The sequence below is a fragment of the Paenibacillus sp. TY11 genome (genome assembly GCF_059772165.1).
In genome coordinates, this window is sequence record NZ_JCBAIQ010000016.1 from 54560 (window position 1) to 73085 (window position 18526).

Annotated in this window: 17 protein-coding genes; all 17 read right to left on the reverse strand. The window is 46.0% G+C overall.

Going from position 1 to position 18526, the window contains the following annotated elements:
- Window positions 1-262: 262 nt before the first annotated feature.
- Window positions 263-1012 carry a regulatory protein RecX gene (locus tag AC6EJC_RS17740; protein WP_444955108.1) on the reverse strand — a complete coding sequence of 250 codons (750 nt, stop codon included), beginning with the start codon at window positions 1010-1012 and terminating at the stop codon, window positions 263-265.
- A 196-nt stretch (window positions 1013-1208) separates the two neighbouring features.
- Window positions 1209-2270, reverse strand: coding sequence for a recombinase RecA (gene recA, locus AC6EJC_RS17745; protein ID WP_023988239.1), 1062 nt, complete (start codon window positions 2268-2270; stop codon window positions 1209-1211).
- A gap of 240 nt (window positions 2271-2510) precedes the next feature.
- Entirely contained in the window at window positions 2511-3779 is a 1269-nt protein-coding gene (locus tag AC6EJC_RS17750) for a competence/damage-inducible protein A (protein ID WP_444955109.1), read from the reverse strand.
- 94 nt (window positions 3780-3873) lie between these two features.
- On the reverse strand, window positions 3874-4461 hold the full coding sequence (pgsA, locus tag AC6EJC_RS17755; protein WP_013309954.1) for a CDP-diacylglycerol--glycerol-3-phosphate 3-phosphatidyltransferase: 588 nt from the start codon (window positions 4459-4461) through the stop codon (window positions 3874-3876).
- A gap of 210 nt (window positions 4462-4671) precedes the next feature.
- The gene (locus AC6EJC_RS17760; protein WP_444955110.1) at window positions 4672-5163 is read right to left on the reverse strand and encodes a YajQ family cyclic di-GMP-binding protein; all 492 of its coding nucleotides are present in this window, start codon (window positions 5161-5163) and stop codon (window positions 4672-4674) included.
- Between the two features lie 145 nt (window positions 5164-5308).
- Complete coding sequence (locus tag AC6EJC_RS17765) at window positions 5309-5473, reverse strand: hypothetical protein (protein ID WP_444955111.1); 165 nt, start codon at window positions 5471-5473, stop codon at window positions 5309-5311.
- An 84-nt stretch (window positions 5474-5557) separates the two neighbouring features.
- The gene (locus AC6EJC_RS17770; protein ID WP_444955112.1) at window positions 5558-6622 is read right to left on the reverse strand and encodes a RodZ domain-containing protein; all 1065 of its coding nucleotides are present in this window, start codon (window positions 6620-6622) and stop codon (window positions 5558-5560) included.
- A gap of 30 nt (window positions 6623-6652) precedes the next feature.
- A complete protein-coding gene (locus AC6EJC_RS17775) occupies window positions 6653-7426 on the reverse strand; it encodes a DUF3388 domain-containing protein (RefSeq protein WP_013370747.1) in 774 nt (257 codons plus the stop codon).
- A gap of 228 nt (window positions 7427-7654) precedes the next feature.
- Window positions 7655-7909 (reverse strand): DUF3243 domain-containing protein, encoded by a 255-nt coding sequence (locus AC6EJC_RS17780; RefSeq protein ID WP_444955113.1) that lies wholly within the window; start codon window positions 7907-7909, stop codon window positions 7655-7657.
- Window positions 7910-8009: 100 nt separating this feature from the next.
- Window positions 8010-8777: an elongation factor P 5-aminopentanone reductase gene (ymfI, locus tag AC6EJC_RS17785; RefSeq protein ID WP_444955176.1), complete on the reverse strand. Its 768-nt coding sequence runs from the start codon at window positions 8775-8777 to the stop codon at window positions 8010-8012.
- Between the two features lie 20 nt (window positions 8778-8797).
- Window positions 8798-10078 carry an EF-P 5-aminopentanol modification-associated protein YfmH gene (gene yfmH, locus AC6EJC_RS17790; RefSeq protein ID WP_444955114.1) on the reverse strand — a complete coding sequence of 427 codons (1281 nt, stop codon included), beginning with the start codon at window positions 10076-10078 and terminating at the stop codon, window positions 8798-8800.
- Between the two features lie 2 nt (window positions 10079-10080).
- Window positions 10081-11361: an EF-P 5-aminopentanol modification-associated protein YfmF gene (yfmF, locus tag AC6EJC_RS17795; RefSeq protein ID WP_444955115.1), complete on the reverse strand. Its 1281-nt coding sequence runs from the start codon at window positions 11359-11361 to the stop codon at window positions 10081-10083.
- A gap of 143 nt (window positions 11362-11504) precedes the next feature.
- On the reverse strand, window positions 11505-12341 hold the full coding sequence (gene sleB, locus AC6EJC_RS17800; protein WP_444955116.1) for a spore cortex-lytic enzyme: 837 nt from the start codon (window positions 12339-12341) through the stop codon (window positions 11505-11507).
- A 225-nt stretch (window positions 12342-12566) separates the two neighbouring features.
- A complete protein-coding gene (locus AC6EJC_RS17805; protein WP_444955117.1) occupies window positions 12567-15242 on the reverse strand; it encodes an FtsK/SpoIIIE family DNA translocase in 2676 nt (891 codons plus the stop codon).
- Window positions 15243-15345: 103 nt separating this feature from the next.
- Window positions 15346-15558 carry a YlzJ-like family protein gene (locus AC6EJC_RS17810; protein WP_444955118.1) on the reverse strand — a complete coding sequence of 71 codons (213 nt, stop codon included), beginning with the start codon at window positions 15556-15558 and terminating at the stop codon, window positions 15346-15348.
- On the reverse strand, window positions 15555-16391 hold the full coding sequence (locus AC6EJC_RS17815) for a ClpP family protease (protein ID WP_444955119.1): 837 nt from the start codon (window positions 16389-16391) through the stop codon (window positions 15555-15557). The genes AC6EJC_RS17810 and AC6EJC_RS17815 overlap by 4 nt, the downstream gene beginning before the upstream one ends.
- A 229-nt stretch (window positions 16392-16620) precedes the next feature.
- Window positions 16621-18300: a ribonuclease J gene (locus tag AC6EJC_RS17820; RefSeq protein ID WP_013309942.1), complete on the reverse strand. Its 1680-nt coding sequence runs from the start codon at window positions 18298-18300 to the stop codon at window positions 16621-16623.
- Between the last annotated feature and the right edge of the window lie 226 nt (window positions 18301-18526).

Sequence of the window (18526 nt, forward strand, 5' to 3'; positions counted from 1 at the left end):
ATGCACATGCTCTCACATGTACAATTCCGCCTGGCATAGCGGCATCACTTGTTATTTGGCGATGAGAACTCACCCATGGATTCCGCTTTTTTGGAAGGAAAAAGGGCGTTCCACAAGTATCGTTTCATATATATTTTATTATTTGACAAATGGCATTGTCAAGGGAATGCAAACATTAGTAGACTACCGTGCAGCTTTCCATGTAATAACCGGCTCATCCTGTCCGTTCATACTAGCCAAAGGTTCAGCAGCCGTTTGGCAACTATTCCTCCCACTGCAATAATTCCTCGTCATCGGAAGCCGCCTCATGCTCGGTCGCAGTAAGATGATTGACCACGCGGCGTGTCATATCCCCCGAATATCCGCGTCTCATGAGGAAAGGGAAGGTTTTCCTTTTTTTCTCCATTATATCACCACGTATCTGATTCCATTTCTTACGACCGACCATCAAAGCGCTCTCCCACTCCTCATTGTCGGTGATCTCACCTAACGCTTCCCCGATAGAGGCTTTAGAGATGCCCTTCTGACGAAGTTCTTGCCTAACCCACATCTTCCCCTTACGTTGGCTTGTTATGCGCTGCCTTGCCCACTGGCGGGCGTATAAATCATCATCCACGAGTTGCTCCCTTTGCAGTCGGACCAGTACTTCGTCAATAACAGACTGATCCAGTTCCTTTTGCACCAAACGCTGGGCAATTTCCTGACGTGTGCGAGGCTTTCGCCCCAAATAGCGAAGCGCAAGTACATAAGCCTGTTGCTTTTCATCTGCCAGAACGATGTCTTCCAGTTCTTTTTTGACGAATGACGTTCCTTTGAACATATTGTACTTGATCATTACATCTTCCAATACAGACAGTGAATACGGGCCAAAATGAATGATATACCTTCCACGTTTGCGTCCCTGTCCCTGCTCTACCCTAGTAATCATCAATTCCTCATGATCCGGAAAAAGAGAGATCCCTTGCTGCTTATTTTCTTCCGAAGTGTATTCATCTTCATCGTCCAACTGCAATATGTTTCCCTCACTTTGAAATTCACGAAAGCAGTCTCTGATCACCTGCTACGCAAAAGTTAGATTCCGCTGACAAAGCAGACTTTAATTGATGCAAAAATGCCCTGCACAACTGTGCAGGGCATCAGAATCATGCTATTCAAACGGACTGTGCCATAACCCTGGCTCCAGTACACACACCAGGATTCACCAAGCTTTATTCAAGCTCCAATAATTCCTGTTCTTCCTTGGCTTGCTGTGCCAACTCTTCTTCTGTAGGCGGAGCAACCGTTGTAATCAAATTGCTGGCCACCCGAATTTTTTGTTCGATTGTACTGGCAATGTTCGGATTTTCCTTCAAAAATTGCTTTGCATTCTCACGTCCCTGACCAAGGCGCTCACCTTCGTAGGAATACCAGGCTCCGCTCTTGTCGACAATGTCGTGCTCCGTACCGATATCAATCAAGCTACCTTCTTTGGAAATGCCTTCACCGTACATAATATCCACTTCAGCCTGACGGAAAGGAGGGGCAACTTTGTTTTTCACGACTTTAATACGTGTGCGGTTACCCACAATGTCGTTACCCATTTTCAAGCTTTCAATACGACGAACATCCAAACGTACCGTAGAGTAAAACTTCAAGGCACGTCCACCTGGTGTTGTTTCAGGGTTACCGAACATAACACCCACTTTTTCACGCAGCTGGTTAATAAAAATAGCAATGGTTTTCGATTTATTAATGGCTCCAGACAGCTTACGCAATGCCTGCGACATCAAACGTGCTTGAAGACCGACGTGGGAATCTCCCATTTCGCCTTCAATCTCTGCCTTCGGCACAAGTGCCGCTACGGAGTCAACAACTACAATGTCTACTGCTCCACTACGTACAAGGGCTTCCGCAATCTCAAGCGCCTGCTCTCCTGTATCTGGTTGCGATAGTAACAACTCATCAATATTGACACCCAGCTTGCTTGCATACGACGGATCAAGCGCATGCTCGGCGTCGATAAAGGCGGCTTGTCCGCCTGTTTTTTGCACCTCTGCGATAGCGTGAAGAGCTACTGTCGTTTTACCGGATGATTCCGGTCCGTATATTTCAATAACCCGGCCTCTTGGAAAGCCGCCCGTTCCTAACGCAATATCCAAAGCAATCGAACCACTGGGGATCGTTTCCACTTGCATGTGGGTAGACTCACCCAACTTCATAATGGAACCTTTACCAAATTGCTTTTCTATTTGACGGAGCGCCATATCCAGCGCAGCACGACGATCTGACAATAAACTCACATCCTTCATTATTTGTACTTTAATAATACCTTGTTTTGACACGCTTGCCAAGCATTTTTTCGAACATACATTCGTTTTTTTGTTCGCACAGCTCTCTTCTATAATTATACCTGTCTCTTAAAACAAAAAAAGAACCGCTAGCAAAAGGCTTTGCAACGGTTCTTCCGATAAGATGATTATATCATGAATATCTATCTAAAACAACTCTACGACCCACACTGTAATAGATAGTTAAGAGAGCTTCTCGTTCTCTACCAGTCTGCGCCACAATCTGTACAGGATTGCTTTGACTGATCGCAGACGGATTGTTTCACGGTTACCACTCAGTCTCAGCTCATGTACTTCCGTTTCCTTGTCGCGCTCAGCAATGCCAATATACACCAGACCGACTGGCTTCCGTTCGGAATATCCAGGTCCAGCTACACCAGTAACTGAAAGTCCAAAATCGCTGTCCATGATCATTCTCGCCTGCTCTGCAAGCACAAGGGCTACTTCCTCACTCACTGCACCTGGCGCATGATCCCCTTCCAAATAATCTTGAGGCACGTTGAGCAATTTCATCTTCATTTCATTGGAATAACACACGATGCCACCTTGAAACATAACAGCACTGCCCGGTATGGAAGTGATGTGTTCCATCAGCATTCCACCTGTACAGCTTTCCGCCGCACTCACAGTGAGTCCGCGTTTGACCATTAGATCTACGATAACCTTCTCCAGCGTAACATCCTCGCTTGCATACATATATTCGGAAAGTCGCTGCTGAATTTCTACTTCCGTAGCCGTCAGCTTAATTAAAGCTTCACTCTCGCTGGTCGCCTTGGTGGATATACGGATCGTGACTTCCCCTTCCTTGGCATAAGGAGCAATTGTGGGGTCCGTCTGGGATTGGATCAGATCTAACAATCGAGTTTCAAGAGCTGACTCACCGATCCCTGCGAATTTTAGCATTTTCGAATAGATCGGCATCTCCTCACCGCTCAATGCCTGCTGAAGCAACCAAGGCTTTGCATGGTTTGCAAACATGGGTTTAAGCTCCTTAGGCGGTCCAGGCAAAACTACATAAAATTTACCATCCTGTGCAATTGCGTCGCCCACAGCTAGCCCTGTCTCATTTTCAAGCGGAGTAGCGCCTTCAATAGAAAGCGCCTGCCGGCGGTTATTCTCGGTCATTTCTACCCCGCGGTTACGGAAAAACTGATCTAGCTTGTCCATTGCAAGACGATCTATGTGCAATTTTCTCCCAAGTACTGCCGCTATCGCATCTTTTGTCAAATCATCCTGAGTCGGTCCCAGACCGCCGGAAAACAAAATAATATCCGCACGCTTCTGAGCAAGTCGTACCGCTTCCTGAAGTCGATCCATGTTATCGCCGACTACAGTCTGAAAATATACATCGATTCCGATTGTAGCCAACTCTTGTGACAAATATTGAGCATTTGTGTTCACTATTTGTCCAAGCAATAACTCTGTTCCTACTGCAATTATTTCAGCTTTCATCTATTCTTCCTCCTGTACTGCGAATATTGTGGGAATTATGTAAAGAAACAGCAATAAGTTAGTTCCTATTGCTATTTCCATAAAATTTATCCTGTTAAACTTTGGAGGAGCTCAGCAAATGGATATTTTTTACAAAGTAATCAATACCCGAATAAATGGTGATCAACACAGCCGCCCATATCGCTATTAAATCGAACGGAATACCGAGAAAAACAAATGGGAAATTATTAATGAGCAGCGCTACAATAGCAACAATCTGGATGATTGTCTTTAATTTGCCCCAATTGCTTGCAGCAACCACAGAGCCATCCAGTAAGGCGATCTGACGCAGACCAGTAACCGCAAACTCACGGCTGACAATCACAACGACAATCCACGAATCGATTTTTCCCATTTCTACCAGGGAAACCAAAATAGCGGTTACCAAAAGCTTATCAGCAAGGGGGTCCAACAGCTTGCCCAAATTGGTGACCATATTATTTTTACGGGCCAAATATCCGTCAAGACCATCCGTGCTGGCTGCTACAAGGAAAATGATAGCCGCAATCAGCTGATTATACGGCAGCTTGAAAGCTCCGATCTCAATTGGCGGCGGATAAAAATCAAAGTCCACCAGCAAAGCCAGCATCATCACCGGGATAAGGCAAATCCGCGTTATTGTAATTCTGTTGGGTAAATTCACAACACACTCTCCCCTGATTATCGTACTTGATTACAAATGGCAGTTTTCGGATTGAATGCAATCCTATGTAAATCGCTTTCGACGAGCGCTATACACCTGGATAGTCTGCATTTTCGTTACAAGTATAATATGGCGCAAAACGCATGTCAAAATAACCTGCCGCACATCAAGCAACGTTTTTTCCTACAAAATGTATGAGGGAAAACGGCTTTATTTCATGTTTGTAAATTGAAGCTCCAATGGCAAATCAGCTTTACGCAGCAATTGAATAATCGCCTGTAAATCATCTCTATTTTTTCCAGTCACTCGGATTTGATCACCTTGAATCTGACTTTTAACTTTTAGCTTGGAGTCCCGAATAAGAATGTTAATTTTTTTGGCATTATCCTGATCAATCCCCTGCTTAAGTGAAAGCCGCTGACGCACTGAACCTAAAGAAGCTGGTTCCAATTTGCCATACTCCACATTTTTAAGGGATAGACCTCGTTTGGCCATTTTAGATTGCAAAATATCAATCACCGCATTCAGCTTGTATTCGTCTTCCGATGCAATCGTAAGAGCTTCCTTCTCAAGCTTGAGGCTACTTTTGCTCCCCTTGAAATCAAATCGTGTTTCAATTTCACGCTCCGTCTGATGAACCGCATTCGTTAACTCCTGCATATCCAATTTGGAGACGATATCAAATGAATTTTCTGAAGCCATCGTTTCACTTTCCTTTCCACAACAAAGTTCAATATCTAATTATAGGCTAGTCATTTACAAAAATCCAATAATCCGTTTACTAAAAAGGCGTTCTTGCCAGTTCTCCTGACAAAAACGCCTTTATTTTCATTTATGGTCAACATATTTAATTGTGGCTTCGTGTTGGATTTCGGAACATATCCAAAAGTCCAAGCACAATGTGAGCAAGACCAAAGCCCAGTATGCCATAGCCCCATGCATTCGGTGTCAGATAATAGCCCAGTAAACTGACAATTATACCGAGCCCAGTCACAATCCAGCTGACGGTCATAACGTATACACCTCACTTTGCGGAAAATGAAATGACTGCCTTTCCAAGAATTACAGTCATTAGTATTTCCTCGCACCAAGGCGCTTATTCACCATCAGTAGTTGTAGAATCTGTACCACTTTGCGCTGAATCCGTACTACTATCTGTCATAGAATCCGCAGGTGAACCCGTCACTCCGGCACTCGTTCCGGTCGAAGAAGCTTCTCCTTGCTGTATCAGTACGCGAGTAGTCGATTTATTATCGGTTATCGGTTGGCCGGCTACGGAAATATCTGTGGCAGAAGATCGTCCTGATTTGATATATAAACCTTCTGGACCGATATCGAAAGACATGGCATCTCCGCTTTTAGTCATACCGTAGCTCAGCTTTTCTCCACGGGAATTTTTTCCCTTGTACACCTCAAGCCAGCTTTCACCCGTAGCTTTAATATCAACCTTGACCGTGGCTCCCGTTGCACTGGAGACTTTGAAAATCGTCGTCTTGCCTTGCTTACCGTCCTGTGCCACAGTTACACCTTGTTGTGGCGTAGTCGTATCCGGCTGTTGGCCAGTATCTGGAGTAGTAGCATCCGTACTTCCCGTACCACCTGGCTGGGTTTGCCCGGTTTGTCCCGCATCAGGGGTCTGCCCGCCAGCACCATTTGGAGCCGTCGTTTGACCATTATTCGGCTGTGTCGTAGTTGTATCAGGAGTAGACGTGCTTGGTGTTGTGCTTGGTGTTGTAATCGGCGTTGTATTTTCTGCTGTTTTTGGAGTTGAAGGATTGTTGCTCACCCAATAAGCATAAATAACCCCAACAATGAGAACTAAAAAAAGCCACATTAACGCTGTAGGCAACCATTTAAGATTCCCAATGGTGGCGGGACGGCTGGAGCGTTTCTGTGTAACAGGCTCCATAACTGCTTCCGGCTCAGGTTCAGGCACATTGCTTTGATGCCCTTCCAGAATCTCATCGGGGTTCAACCCGACCGTTTCGGCGTATGTTTTAATAAAAGCTCTGACATAAAAGCTTCCCGGCAGCACTTTGTAATCGCCCGTCTCAATGGCTTCCAGATAACGTTTGCGTATCTTCGTCATTTCCTGAACATCGTCAAGGCTCAATCCTTTTTGCAGCCGGGCCTCCTTTAATTGCTGACCCAGTTCTGACATGTCATCATCTCCTTGTGTAATTACGCTTATTTAAAGATCTTCTGTATAACTGGCTGTAAAGGTATCATAAATAATTTCCTCAGCCGGATTATTGCGAAGTTCAATAATGATATTGAAATCGTCAAAGCTGTATCCCGATTCACGCACAAATACATCAGGATGCTCAATCACTTTGGTACTTGGCATGCTCATGATTTCCTGAAGCAGGTGATAATGTCTTTCATTTGATCGAATAGTACTCACAATGCCGTCAATAATAAACACATTGTTTGGGTTCATTTCTTCTTCAGAGAGCTGGCTGCGCACCGTCTGTCGTAGTAACGTCGAAGACACAAAAGTCCAACGCTTCATTGCGCATACGCTACTGGCAATAATGGATTCCGTCTTACCCACACGTGGCATCCCGCGAAGACCGATCACCTGATTGCCGTCCCTCTTTAATACTTCACCCAAAAAATCGACCAGCAACCCAAGCTCATCGCGTGTAAAGCGGAATGTTTTACGATCATCCGAATCCCGATCGATGTAACGACCGTGTCTTACTGCCAATATATCGACCAGTCTCGGAGCACGTAAGGCCGTGACTGTAATGTTGCTTGCTTTTTTTAACGTATCTCCAAGAATGCGTATCTTCTCGTCATCGTCCGTTTCGAGCAACATCCCCCGTCTTTCGCCTTCAACACCGTTGATCGTCAGTATATTAACCCCCAGAATACCAAGCATGGAAGCAATGTCCCCCAGCAGTCCGGGTCGATTTTTATGTATCTTGTACTCCATGTACCACTGTTTCGTTTCTTCCGTCACGTTAGCACCTCATTCACATTCAAACCGTCAACAATTCCAAATCAAAGCATTATTGTAACATAAAATAACATCAATCGACAAAACCAATTATTGAAAATCAAAAGGCTACATTGTGTTGTAAGCCTCAATCACGTTTATGATATATAAATTACAATGGAATTACAAGAACAGCTCTGTAACCATTACAGAAAAGCCCCCCAAAAGGGAGCTTTTCATGTTGGTTCCTACTTATACGTTGCTCTTGGCTAATTTGACCATTAGTCGGGCGATGGTGTGACGTTCGTCCTCATCGGCAACTCCCCACAGTTCTTTCAGTGCGCGGTTGGAGTGGTTGGCTGGATCGACCTTCTCATCCAGAAAATCACCGATTTCATAAGCAAGCTCTGAAATGGTATCCTGACTGATTCCCAACTTCTCCGCTTGCTCTACACGCTGACCGAGGAACTTTTTCCAAACATCAAAATTCTGAACAACTGTTGACATACTTAAATCCTCCTTAGATGATTCAGATTTAAAATCAACAGTTGTAATATGCTCTTCTCAGACGCTTACTATACTGGTGGATTCCTCCAAGCGCTGTTTTTTAAGTCACCCATCCCCCGTTAGGACTTATGATCTGGCCGTTAATATAACCTGACTCAGGAAGCGCGAGAAAATAAACTAGAGACGAAATTTCATCAGGCCGAGCCAACCGTCCGGCAGGGATTTCTTCTTCCAAACTGGTAATTTCGCCTTCATCCAAATGATCCAGCATCGAAGTATCCACTGCACCCGGAGCTACAGCATTCACTGTCACCCCGGAAGGTGCAACCTCTTGAGCCAGAGCTTTAGTGAAAGCGTTAATGCCTCCCTTGGTAGTGGAATACAATACCTCGCACGAAGCGCCACATATCCCCCACACGGATGAAACATTCACAATACGACCATAGCGTTGGGAAATCATATGTGGCATAAAAACCTGCGTACACAGAAAGGTTCCCTTAACATTCACGGCCATCACTTCGTCCCATTCCTCTTCCGAAACATCTGTCAGCAGCCCATAATGAGATAATCCGGCGTTGTTCACAAGAATATCCGGCTTCATCCCGTGATTATCCAGCTTTTCCCGCATGCGTTCAATCTGCTCCTTGCTCCGCAGATCCGCTGACACGGTCATTACCTTGCCTGAATAAACCATGCAACGACGGGCAACTTCATTTGCTTTTTCATGGGAATTCATGTAGTGAATGACTACATTCATCCCTACAGCTGCAAAACGCTCGGCAATAGCCGCACCAATTCCACCACTCGCTCCAGTAATCAGCACGGTCGTATCGCCAATAGCTTTTAATTCTCCGCCCTCGGTGGTCATCGGTTCCCTCTCCCTGGACATTACGGACTCACCACCAGTGATATTGCCAGTTGATCCCACTGGATATGATCTTTTAGACGGCGGTTTACATCCTCAAGTGTGATACTTTCATAAACCGGAAGCAGTTGGAAAAAATCACTGCCCCGGAATCGATGTCTTGTAAATTCATGCGCAATATTTTCGGGTGAATTGAGTGTACGCAGATAACCACCGATTTTCTTTTTGCGCGCCCGTTCAAAATGTTCTGAAGCAAAACCCTGCTTTTGAATGGACTCTACCTCTTCACGTATCCGCGCCAACAGCCGATCCGGGTCTTTGGTATCCCCACCAATCGCAGAGAATGCATACTGCTGCGTACTGTTGTACTCATGACCAAAACTGTCCGAAATCAGATCCTCATCGTAGAGCTTTTGATATAGCTGTGTACTGGAACCAAACAGGAGATCAAGCATCAACTTGGTTTCCAGATCATGACGGAGCAATTCTTCACCCGTCAGACCTACTTCGGCCTCCTTGAATCCAAACAGTAGCTTTGGCAGAGAAACCGCCAGCTTCACCTCACGCCGCGGTTCTGCAACTGTAGTGGGTTCATCATCGAAAATTCGCTCGATCTCTCCCTGCGGCTTATAGTCCTTTTTCGCCTGATTGTTACGTACCAGCTCTATTACTTCAGCTGGATCCACTCCGCCCACTACAAAAAGAATCATATTGCTCGGATGGTAAAAAGCTTCATAGCAACTGTACAGCGTTTCCTTTGTAATCGTACTTATGGATTGAACAGTACCTGCAATATCAATATGCACCGGATGGACCTTGTACAACGCCTCAATCAGACCAAAGTAACTCCGCCAATCCGGGTTATCCTCATACATGTTGATTTCCTGGCCGATAATGCCTTTTTCCTTCTCTACATTTTCATCAGTAAAGTAAGGATGCTGCACAAAATTGACCAGTGTGGTCAAATTTTCTTGAATACGTTCGGTTGCCGAAAACAGATATACCGTCTGATCAAAGCTCGTAAATGCGTTCGCCGATGCCCCATTAGAGGAAAAGGTAGCAAAAATATCGCCTTCGGGCTCTTCAAACATTTTATGCTCCAAAAAATGAGCTATGCCATCCGGCACCTTGACTGGCTGTTGACCTTCTACGCGGAAATGATTATCAACCGAGCCGTATTTAGTCGCAAATGTGGCGTATGTTTTCTGAAAACCCGGTTTGGGCAACACATAGACGTGTAAGCCGTTATCCATTACTTCATAGTACAGCGTTTCCTGCAAATGCTCATAAGGTATATGCTCCACCGCTATTCCCCCTTCTGGTCTCTCAAGAAATAAATAGTGTCCAGTCGGAACGTCCGGGCGGCATCCTGAACATCCTGCACCTTGACTGCCTCCACCTGGCTCAGCAGCTCATCTACCGTCCGCTCTTTGCCGGAAAGCTGTCTGTTAAAATCATAGGCAATCATTTCAAAAGCGGAATCCTGCATCTCCTTTAGCAAGTTGCGAATCATCGCCTGCGTTTGGGTCATTTCCAGCTCGGTAATCGCTCCATTTTGCGTATCTTCCAGTTGCTTGCGGATAATAGTAACCGCTTTTTCATAATTCGGAATTTCGATACCAGATTGAATCGTGCCAATACCCTTATGTCCGTCATACCGAGATGAAGCGTAATACGCCAAACTTTCCTTCTCCCTCACATTGACGAACAGCTTTGAATGCGGATACCCGCCCAAAATGCCATTGTACATCAGAGCGGAAGCATAACGATCGTCTCCATACGTAATAGAGGTGCGCAATCCCATGTTGAGCTTGCCCTGATTTACATCAAGACGCTCTACTACGGTTTGAACATCACGCTCTACCGACTTGGGCTGTTCGGGAACATACCCCGTTTCCGCTGAACGGTTCAATTGAAAATAGCGATCAACAAACTTCTCAACTTCTTCCAGCGTCGTATCTCCCACAACGTATAAATCCATGCTGGCATTATTCAGCCATTCTCCATAGGCCTGATACAAACTCTGTGCATCTATGCTATCCAGATCGGATCGTTGACCAAGAGGATGCAGACGATAAGGCTCATCTTTGCACATTTCCTCCATGCAGCGTTCACCAGCATAACGTATTTTATCGTTAACTATAGATTCAAGCTTCTTACGCACATTTTCTCGTTCCTGCTGGACATATCCCGTTTGAAATGCACTGTTCTCCAATGCAGGCTTCGTCAGTACTTCCCCGAGAAAAGCAAACGAACGATCCAGCAAACTATCCGGACTGTTTACAAAGCTGTCATTAATCGTATCCATGCGAAATTGCACGATCTGATAATCTCCACGTTTATATACATCGAATCCGAAACCCGCGCCATACAATTGCTCTAACTGTTCTCTGAATTGTGTAGTTTGCGGATACGATTCTGTACCCCGTCGCAGAACAAAAGGTACCAGACCCACTCGGGTTACGGTTTCCTCACGTAGCGGAGTACCTACATATAATGATATGGCAAACGTCTTGAAGCGCTTGGTCGGCAGTACATGAATTCTTAGTTGTCTGCGTGTGCCACGCTCGAAACCTGTTTTGTTCAAGTCCAAAACTCCTTTGTGACGTCAATTTGCGTCTAGCCTTTGATTAGTATCCTCCTGTAAAGAGGTAAAGTGTACCAATCTTTATTCTAACCATGCAAAAGCCAAGAAGCAACCGGAGACAAGCTCCCGGCTGCTTCGGCGTTTTACATGCAGAAAATATGTTCCCCGATGGTTTTCACTTGCGGACGGGTCCAAATCCATTTGGAAGTGGCTGTTCTTGGATTAAAATAATACAGACACCCTCCACTTGGATCCCAGCCATTTAACGCCTGACGTACTGCTTTTTGTGCATTCTCATTTGGCGTTAACCAGATCTGACCGTCTGCCACGGCTGTAAAAGCCCCAGGCTGAAAAATGACCCCCGAAGGTGTATTGGGAAAGCTGGGCGATTTGACCCGGTTCAAAATGACCGCCGCTACAGCAACCTGTCCTTCAAACGGCTCGCCACGAGACTCACCATAGACCGCATTGGCCATAATTTTAAGATCATTTTCAGAGAGTCCCATCGTATTGGCCGATCCCATCGTTTCACCATTTTGATCCGCTTTATCGTTATTGTCTGTTGAACCTTGATTTTTACGATGTAAAGGAGTTTCCGTCGGCTTCCAGTGAGGAGTGGCGTTCACCAGCTTCAACTTTGTTTTCGCTCCGACCACTCCATCGGGTTTAATACCAAATTCCTTTTGAAAACCTTTGACAGCCTTCAACGTACTGCTCCCAAAATGGCTGTCAACTTTGCCGCCGAAAAAGCCCAGCAGCTTTAAGCGCGATTGTAATTCATATACATCCTGACCGTGAGAACCAAAATCTACTGCACCGGAACTGAATGTCGGCTGGGAAGGCTGTGTTGCTTGTGCTTCCTGCTGTGTACTCAGCGGCTCTGCTTGCTGCTGTGCGAACACGTTTTTAAAAAGCCCTGTGTACGTAATAGCCGAGGCTACGAGGATACCCGTGCAAATCCAGACCATTGTCTTTTTCATATGCTGCGCTCTACCTTTCTTTTGTGGGATTAACAGGATGGCTACGTTTATTATGACAAGCTCCACTAGAAGCTATTCACCCTTTTAATCTTCTTTCAGCAGACAGTCGCCACACCTGAAAAAACATCACAAAAAAACGCTGTTTGTGCGCACGGGGTTGTCATATTTGAACAACCACCAGGCGTATAAACAGCGTTTTAATGTAGTCTGGATAAAAGATAATGCTCAGGAGCTAACTTTATTTTGCTGATATTGCTCCATTGAGATAAGTACCTCACGGGGCTTGCTTCCCTCGTAAGGGCCGATGACTCCGCGAGCTTCCATGGAGTCGATCAGTCGGGCAGCACGTGTATAACCGATACGCATACGACGCTGAAGGAGAGAAACGGAAGCTTGTTTAGCCTCTAAAATGATGTTGACAGCCTGATCATACAGCTCATCCAGCATTTCATCCGCATCAGCCGATACCTCTTCTACCTCCGGCACTAGCGTTTCATCATACTGCGCTTCACCCTGTTCACGTACATAGTTAACAATGTTCTCCACTTCCTGATCACTCATGAACGCCCCCTGAACGCGGACTGGTTTGGAAGCTCCCATCGGCATGAACAGCATATCACCACGTCCGAGCAGCTTCTCGGCTCCGCCCATGTCCAGTATGGTACGGGAATCCACCTGCGAGGAAACGCCGAAAGCAATACGTGAAGGAATATTGGCTTTAATAACCCCGGTAATTACGTCAACCGAAGGTCTTTGCGTTGCAATGATAAGGTGGATGCCTGCTGCACGCGCCATTTGGGCAAGTCGTGCAATCGCATCCTCCACATCTCCGGCAGCTACCATCATCAAATCTGCCAGCTCGTCCACAATAACGACGATGTAAGGCAGAAATGCATCCGGGTTATCTTTCATCAGATTATTATAGCCCTCAATATTGCGGGTTCCTGATTTGGAAAACAACTCGTACCTTTTTTCCATTTCAACTACAATTTTCTTCAATGCAAGCGAGGCGCGCTTGGGATCGGTCACGACCGGAGCCAATAAATGCGGGATTCCGTTGTACACGTTCAACTCCACCATTTTGGGATCGACCATCAGAAATTTGACCTCATCTGGCTTTGCTTTGTACAAAATACTCGTGATGATCCCATTGATACACACCGATTTACCCGAACCCGTTGCCCCAGCTACAAGCAGATGGGGCATCTTGGCTAAATTACCGACAATCGTCTGCCCTGCAATATCACGTCCGAACGCAATAGACAAATTGGAAACCGATTCCTGAAAAACAGTCGTCTCCATTACCTCACGCATCGTTACGATGGAAACTTCATTATTCGGGACCTCAATCCCTATGGCTGACTTGCCGGGAATTGGTGCCTCCATACGGATATCCTTTGCAGCAAGCGCAAGCGCAATGTCATCCGTCAGACTCACAATCCGGCTGACCTTCACACCAATGTCCGGCTGGATTTCATACCGTGTCACTGCAGGACCACGAACAACCTCCAGCACCTTTGCCCGAACACCGAAGCTTTCCAGCGTTGCCTCCAGCTTGCGTGCCGTTTGCATGTAATCCTTTTGCCCCGTACCTTTGCCTACGTTTTGCGGTTTAGCAAGCAAACGAAACGATGGGAGCTTGTACGGTTTAGGCGGCGGCGGAGCCGGAATAGCTGTATTGGTACCTTCAGCACCTTCGCCTGCCACCCCAGTTGCCATCGTCTGAGCTAGTCCCTGAGCACCTTCTGATGTCCCCTGGATGGTTGCCGAATGATCCATATCAGTATTCGCAGTGGTATCCACAAAATCATCATCCAGCGGTTCATCAATAATGGAATCTGTCTGCTCTCCCCCTGTCAGGGACTCTTCAAATTCAGCTTCAGTTCTTTTTTCCTCATGCTTCACTTGTTCGAAGAAATCCCTAATAATCGGCGATCTTTTTACTGGAATGGAAGCTTCCTGCTCAGCGTGTTCGACCATGTCAGACAGCTCTTCACCGTTGCCGTTTCTCCACCGGGCCTGCGCGTCCTCAGCTTCATATGGAAGATCATGACCATCCTCATCCGTATGGACGGAATGCTCTTCCTTGTCCGCTTTATCTGAATTTTTGAGACCAAACAACTGAAAGAAAATCGGCTGCTTGCGTGCTGGAGGCTGCATTTCATCAAAGTCGTCATCCATATCCTCCTCATAGGCAGGAATGGGCTCGGACTTGATTTTTCTATTTCCACTACCTTTGCTAGATGCCGAAAGCGGAGTAGCTTTACCAGTCCATTTTTTTCGCATGCTCCCCCCGGCTGTCAGTAGCTTAGTCTTTACAATCCGCACTAAATCCACATAGGACAGTTGGGTCATCAGCATGAAACAAATGACGAACATGACAATCATGATCAGCTTAGCTCCTGTGAGACCAAACAGCCACAACAGAACGGTAAGCTGCAATGCGCCGACGTAGCCCCCGCTAATATCCTTGTTCAGCATTGAGGTATGGCCTTGCTGGTCAGGTGACAGCAACTGCTCACGCATATCTATATGTATCTGGCTCATTACTCCGCCCGGCTGAAGCGCGTTGATCGGCCCCAAACGCTGCTCCATAGATGAAATAGAACTCATAAGTGTAAAGGCAAATACCAACAGCAGCAAACCCGTTTTACGCGAGTTCCACTGGTTCGGCCACTTGCGGTGAATCATCACCATCAGACCATAATAAATGCCAATCAGGGGGATAACAAAATAGAATTTCCCCAGTACGAGCCCAAACATCTTGGATAGCGACCGACCGACCGCCGCTTCACCCGACAAGGCAATGACCGCCAATGTAATTAGCACAATGCCGTAAATTTCAAATTTTAGAACTCCGCCAAATACGGCTTTCTTTTTTCTTTTTCTTCTTCTGGACATACAAGGTCACCCCCCAGAAGAATATTATACCACGTCATCCGGTATCCGCACATATGTTCTTTTTCAGCAGCAAACGACTTATTTCTGTACTATTCGACACCTTCTACGACCACTCGATGACTTGACCTGGTCCATAACGTGGATTCAGGTAGGCTTCCAACGGACAGTCCAACAACCGTACAATGATTCCCCGACGACTTTCAAGCGGCTGCACCTGCATAAGTAGACCGTCTACCCGAACCTCTGCAAGTCCCTCTGGCTCCTTCCACATACCCTCCCACACCATTTCCATTGGCATTACAGTATATAAGGTCATTGCGGTAGCTCCCCTGGAAGTGTCCCTGTAGGGCTACCTGTAGCATTGGGTGAAAAAGGAGTAATTGGAGCCTGCTGCTGAGTCCCTACCATCCCGTTTTGCTGACGACGTGTCTCAATGATGGTGTTCAACTGTCTCAGGGCCTCTCCAATGCCACCAACCGCATCCATCAATCCATATTTTACTGCATCGGCTCCACCAACTGCTGTACCAATATCGCGGTTTAATTCACCGGTTTTGAACATCAGTTCCTTGAATCGCTCTTCTGTGATACGGGAATGGGAAACGACGAAGCGCACGACACGCTCCTGCATTTTTTCCATATATTCAAACGTTTGCGGGACTCCGATGACCAGGCCGCTCATACGAATGGGGTGAATAGTCATCGTCGCACTCTCTGCAATATAGGAATAAGTGGATGACACGGCAATAGGCACGCCGATGCTATGCCCTCCGCCAATGACGATAGTCACCGTTGGTTTACTCATGGAAGCGATCATTTCAGCAATAGCCAGTCCTGCCTCTACATCACCACCAACTGTATTCAGCAAAATCATTAATCCTTCGATATGAGGATTTTGCTCTGCCGCTACCAGTTGGGGAATAATGTGCTCATATTTTGTCGTTTTGTTTTGAGGCGGTAAAATGAGATGCCCTTCAATCTGACCGATAATCGTCATGCAAAAAATATTAGACTCGCTTCCGGGCATGGAGGTTTGACCCAGCTGCTGCAAAGCCTCCATAGCAGGTAAAGCGGGTCTTTGCCCAACTTCGGGTTGATCTGGCGCTTCCGTTTCCTCGTTGCCAGAGGATATGTTGCTGTATTGTTCCATATGGGTGATCTTCCTTTCGTATTACGCATCTATATGACCCGTATTCACCCTATAGTATGGGGTGGGAATGGAATATTTTATACCCACCTCCATGCCTTTCCTCGCCCCGAAAAATCAAAAAAGCCCCTCTCCCCGCGGAAACCGTCCAATATTTCCTGCGGGAAGAGAGGCGACTGTGTGCCTGTGACTTAAGTTTTTAATTCAGGTTTTTGAACAAATTTCAATTGAATCACACTTCCATTATAATTGGCAGGATCATCGGTCTGCGACGAGTTTGCTCATACAAGAAGCGACCTAGCGCATCCTTGACATTTGTCTTGAGGGAAGCCCATTCATTTACATTTTCACTCATGAGCTTATGCAGTGTACTTGAGACAATACGATTCGCTTCATCCAGCAAACCTTCCGATTCACGGACATATACAAAACCGCGGGAAATGATATCCGGGCCCGACTTAATCGTGCCGTCTTGCTTGCTCAGCGTGACAACCACCACCAAAATGCCGTCCTGTGACAGCAATTTTCGGTCGCGCAATACGATATTCCCTACATCCCCTACGCCTAGTCCGTCGATCAGCACGTTACCTGCTGTAACTTTACCAGCTCTGCGTGCTCCGCCATTCTGAATTTCAATGACTTCACCAATATCCGTGATGAAGATATTTTCAGGCTCTATACCTACTCCTTCAGCAAGAAGAGCGTGACGACGTTGCATTCTGAACTCACCGTGAATTGGCAAGAAGAATTTTGGTTTCATCAGATTCAGCATCAGCTTGAGTTCTTCCTGGCTTCCGTGTCCAGAAACGTGGATACCAGGATTAGCTGCGCTGTAATATACATTGGCACCCAGACGGAACAGTTCATCAATTGTGCGTCCAACATATTTTTCATTACCCGGTACCGGAGTAGCTGCGATGATGACCGAGTCCCCAGGAAGAATGTCTACCTTCCGATGTGTAGAACGAGCCATTCTTGTCAAAGCGGACATCGGTTCACCCTGACTGCCTGTGCAGAGAATAACTACGCGATCCGCTGACATTTTGCCAACTTCTTCAGGCTCAATCAGCATTCCATCTGGAATTTCCAAATAGCCCAAATCCGAGGCAATACCTACGACATTAACCATACTGCGACCAATAACCGTTACTTTACGTCCCGTTGCTTCAGCAGCATTAATTACCTGTTGAATACGATGCACGTTAGAAGCAAAAGTGGCTACGACCACACGCTGTCTCGACTTGCGGAAAATGTCTTCCAGGACAATGCCAACGCTCTTTTCCGAAGGTGTAAAGCCCGGTTTTTCAGCATTGGTACTGTCTGACAAAAGAGCCAGTACGCCACGTGTGCCAATTTCAGCCATACGCTGCAAATCTGCATATTGTCCGTTCACCGGAGTATGATCAAATTTAAAGTCGCCTGTATGAACAACAGCGCCTTCAGGAGTATCAATGCATACACCTACAGAATCCGGAATACTATGGTTTGTTCTGAAGAATGTTGCTTTCAGCGTCGAACCCAGCTTGATTTCGGAATCAGCATTGATCAAAATACGTTTGGTTTCACCAAGCAGATTCGCTTCCTTCAGCTTGTTTTCCACCAATCCCAGCGTCAATTTGGTACCATATACTGGTACATTCAAATGTTTCAACACGTAAGGCAAACCGCCAATATGGTCCTCGTGACCATGAGTCAGCACAATGCCTCTTACTTTGTCGCGGTTCTCTGTAAGGTAGGAAATATCAGGAATAACGATATCGATGCCAAGCATGTCCTCTTCCGGGAATTTCAGTCCGGAATCCACCACGACAATGTCATTGCCGTATTGAACGACATACATATTTTTCCCGATTTCACCGACGCCGCCCAAAGCGAAAATCATCAATTTATCGTTGTTTGTTTTTTTAGACAAATGAATCTAAACCTCCTATGGTAGTTGGACGTCGTACCTTGATTTGTTTATTTAATTTTCAAAAAAATACCGCACCCAGTCACTTGACCTCATTATACATGATTAAAATACGAAAAAACAAGTCATCCTGTTCGTTACACTAGGTTTCCCATTGCCGTCTGAAACCATTATGTATCTGTCGTTTTATCTACATCATGGTTAGAAGCATAGCAAAAAAGGACGTCCT

What these genes read in the sequence shown, in the direction of transcription:
- AC6EJC_RS17805 (WP_444955117.1), bottom strand. Translation starts at nt 15,242, where the DNA reads ATGTCCAGAAGAAGAAAAAGAAAAAAGAAAGCCGTATTTGGCGGAGTT.
- AC6EJC_RS17810 (WP_444955118.1), bottom strand. Translation starts at nt 15,558, where the DNA reads ATGACCTTATATACTGTAATGCCAATGGAAATGGTGTGGGAGGGTATG.
- AC6EJC_RS17815 (WP_444955119.1), bottom strand. Translation starts at nt 16,391, where the DNA reads ATGGAACAATACAGCAACATATCCTCTGGCAACGAGGAAACGGAAGCG.
- AC6EJC_RS17765 (WP_444955111.1), bottom strand. Translation starts at nt 5,473, where the DNA reads ATGACCGTCAGCTGGATTGTGACTGGGCTCGGTATAATTGTCAGTTTA.
- sleB (WP_444955116.1), bottom strand. Translation starts at nt 12,341, where the DNA reads ATGAAAAAGACAATGGTCTGGATTTGCACGGGTATCCTCGTAGCCTCG.
- ymfI (WP_444955176.1), bottom strand. Translation starts at nt 8,777, where the DNA reads ATGACCACCGAGGGCGGAGAATTAAAAGCTATTGGCGATACGACCGTG.
- AC6EJC_RS17770 (WP_444955112.1), bottom strand. Translation starts at nt 6,622, where the DNA reads ATGTCAGAACTGGGTCAGCAATTAAAGGAGGCCCGGCTGCAAAAAGGA.
- AC6EJC_RS17780 (WP_444955113.1), bottom strand. Translation starts at nt 7,909, where the DNA reads ATGTCAACAGTTGTTCAGAATTTTGATGTTTGGAAAAAGTTCCTCGGT.
- AC6EJC_RS17760 (WP_444955110.1), bottom strand. Translation starts at nt 5,163, where the DNA reads ATGGCTTCAGAAAATTCATTTGATATCGTCTCCAAATTGGATATGCAG.
- AC6EJC_RS17750 (WP_444955109.1), bottom strand. Translation starts at nt 3,779, where the DNA reads ATGAAAGCTGAAATAATTGCAGTAGGAACAGAGTTATTGCTTGGACAA.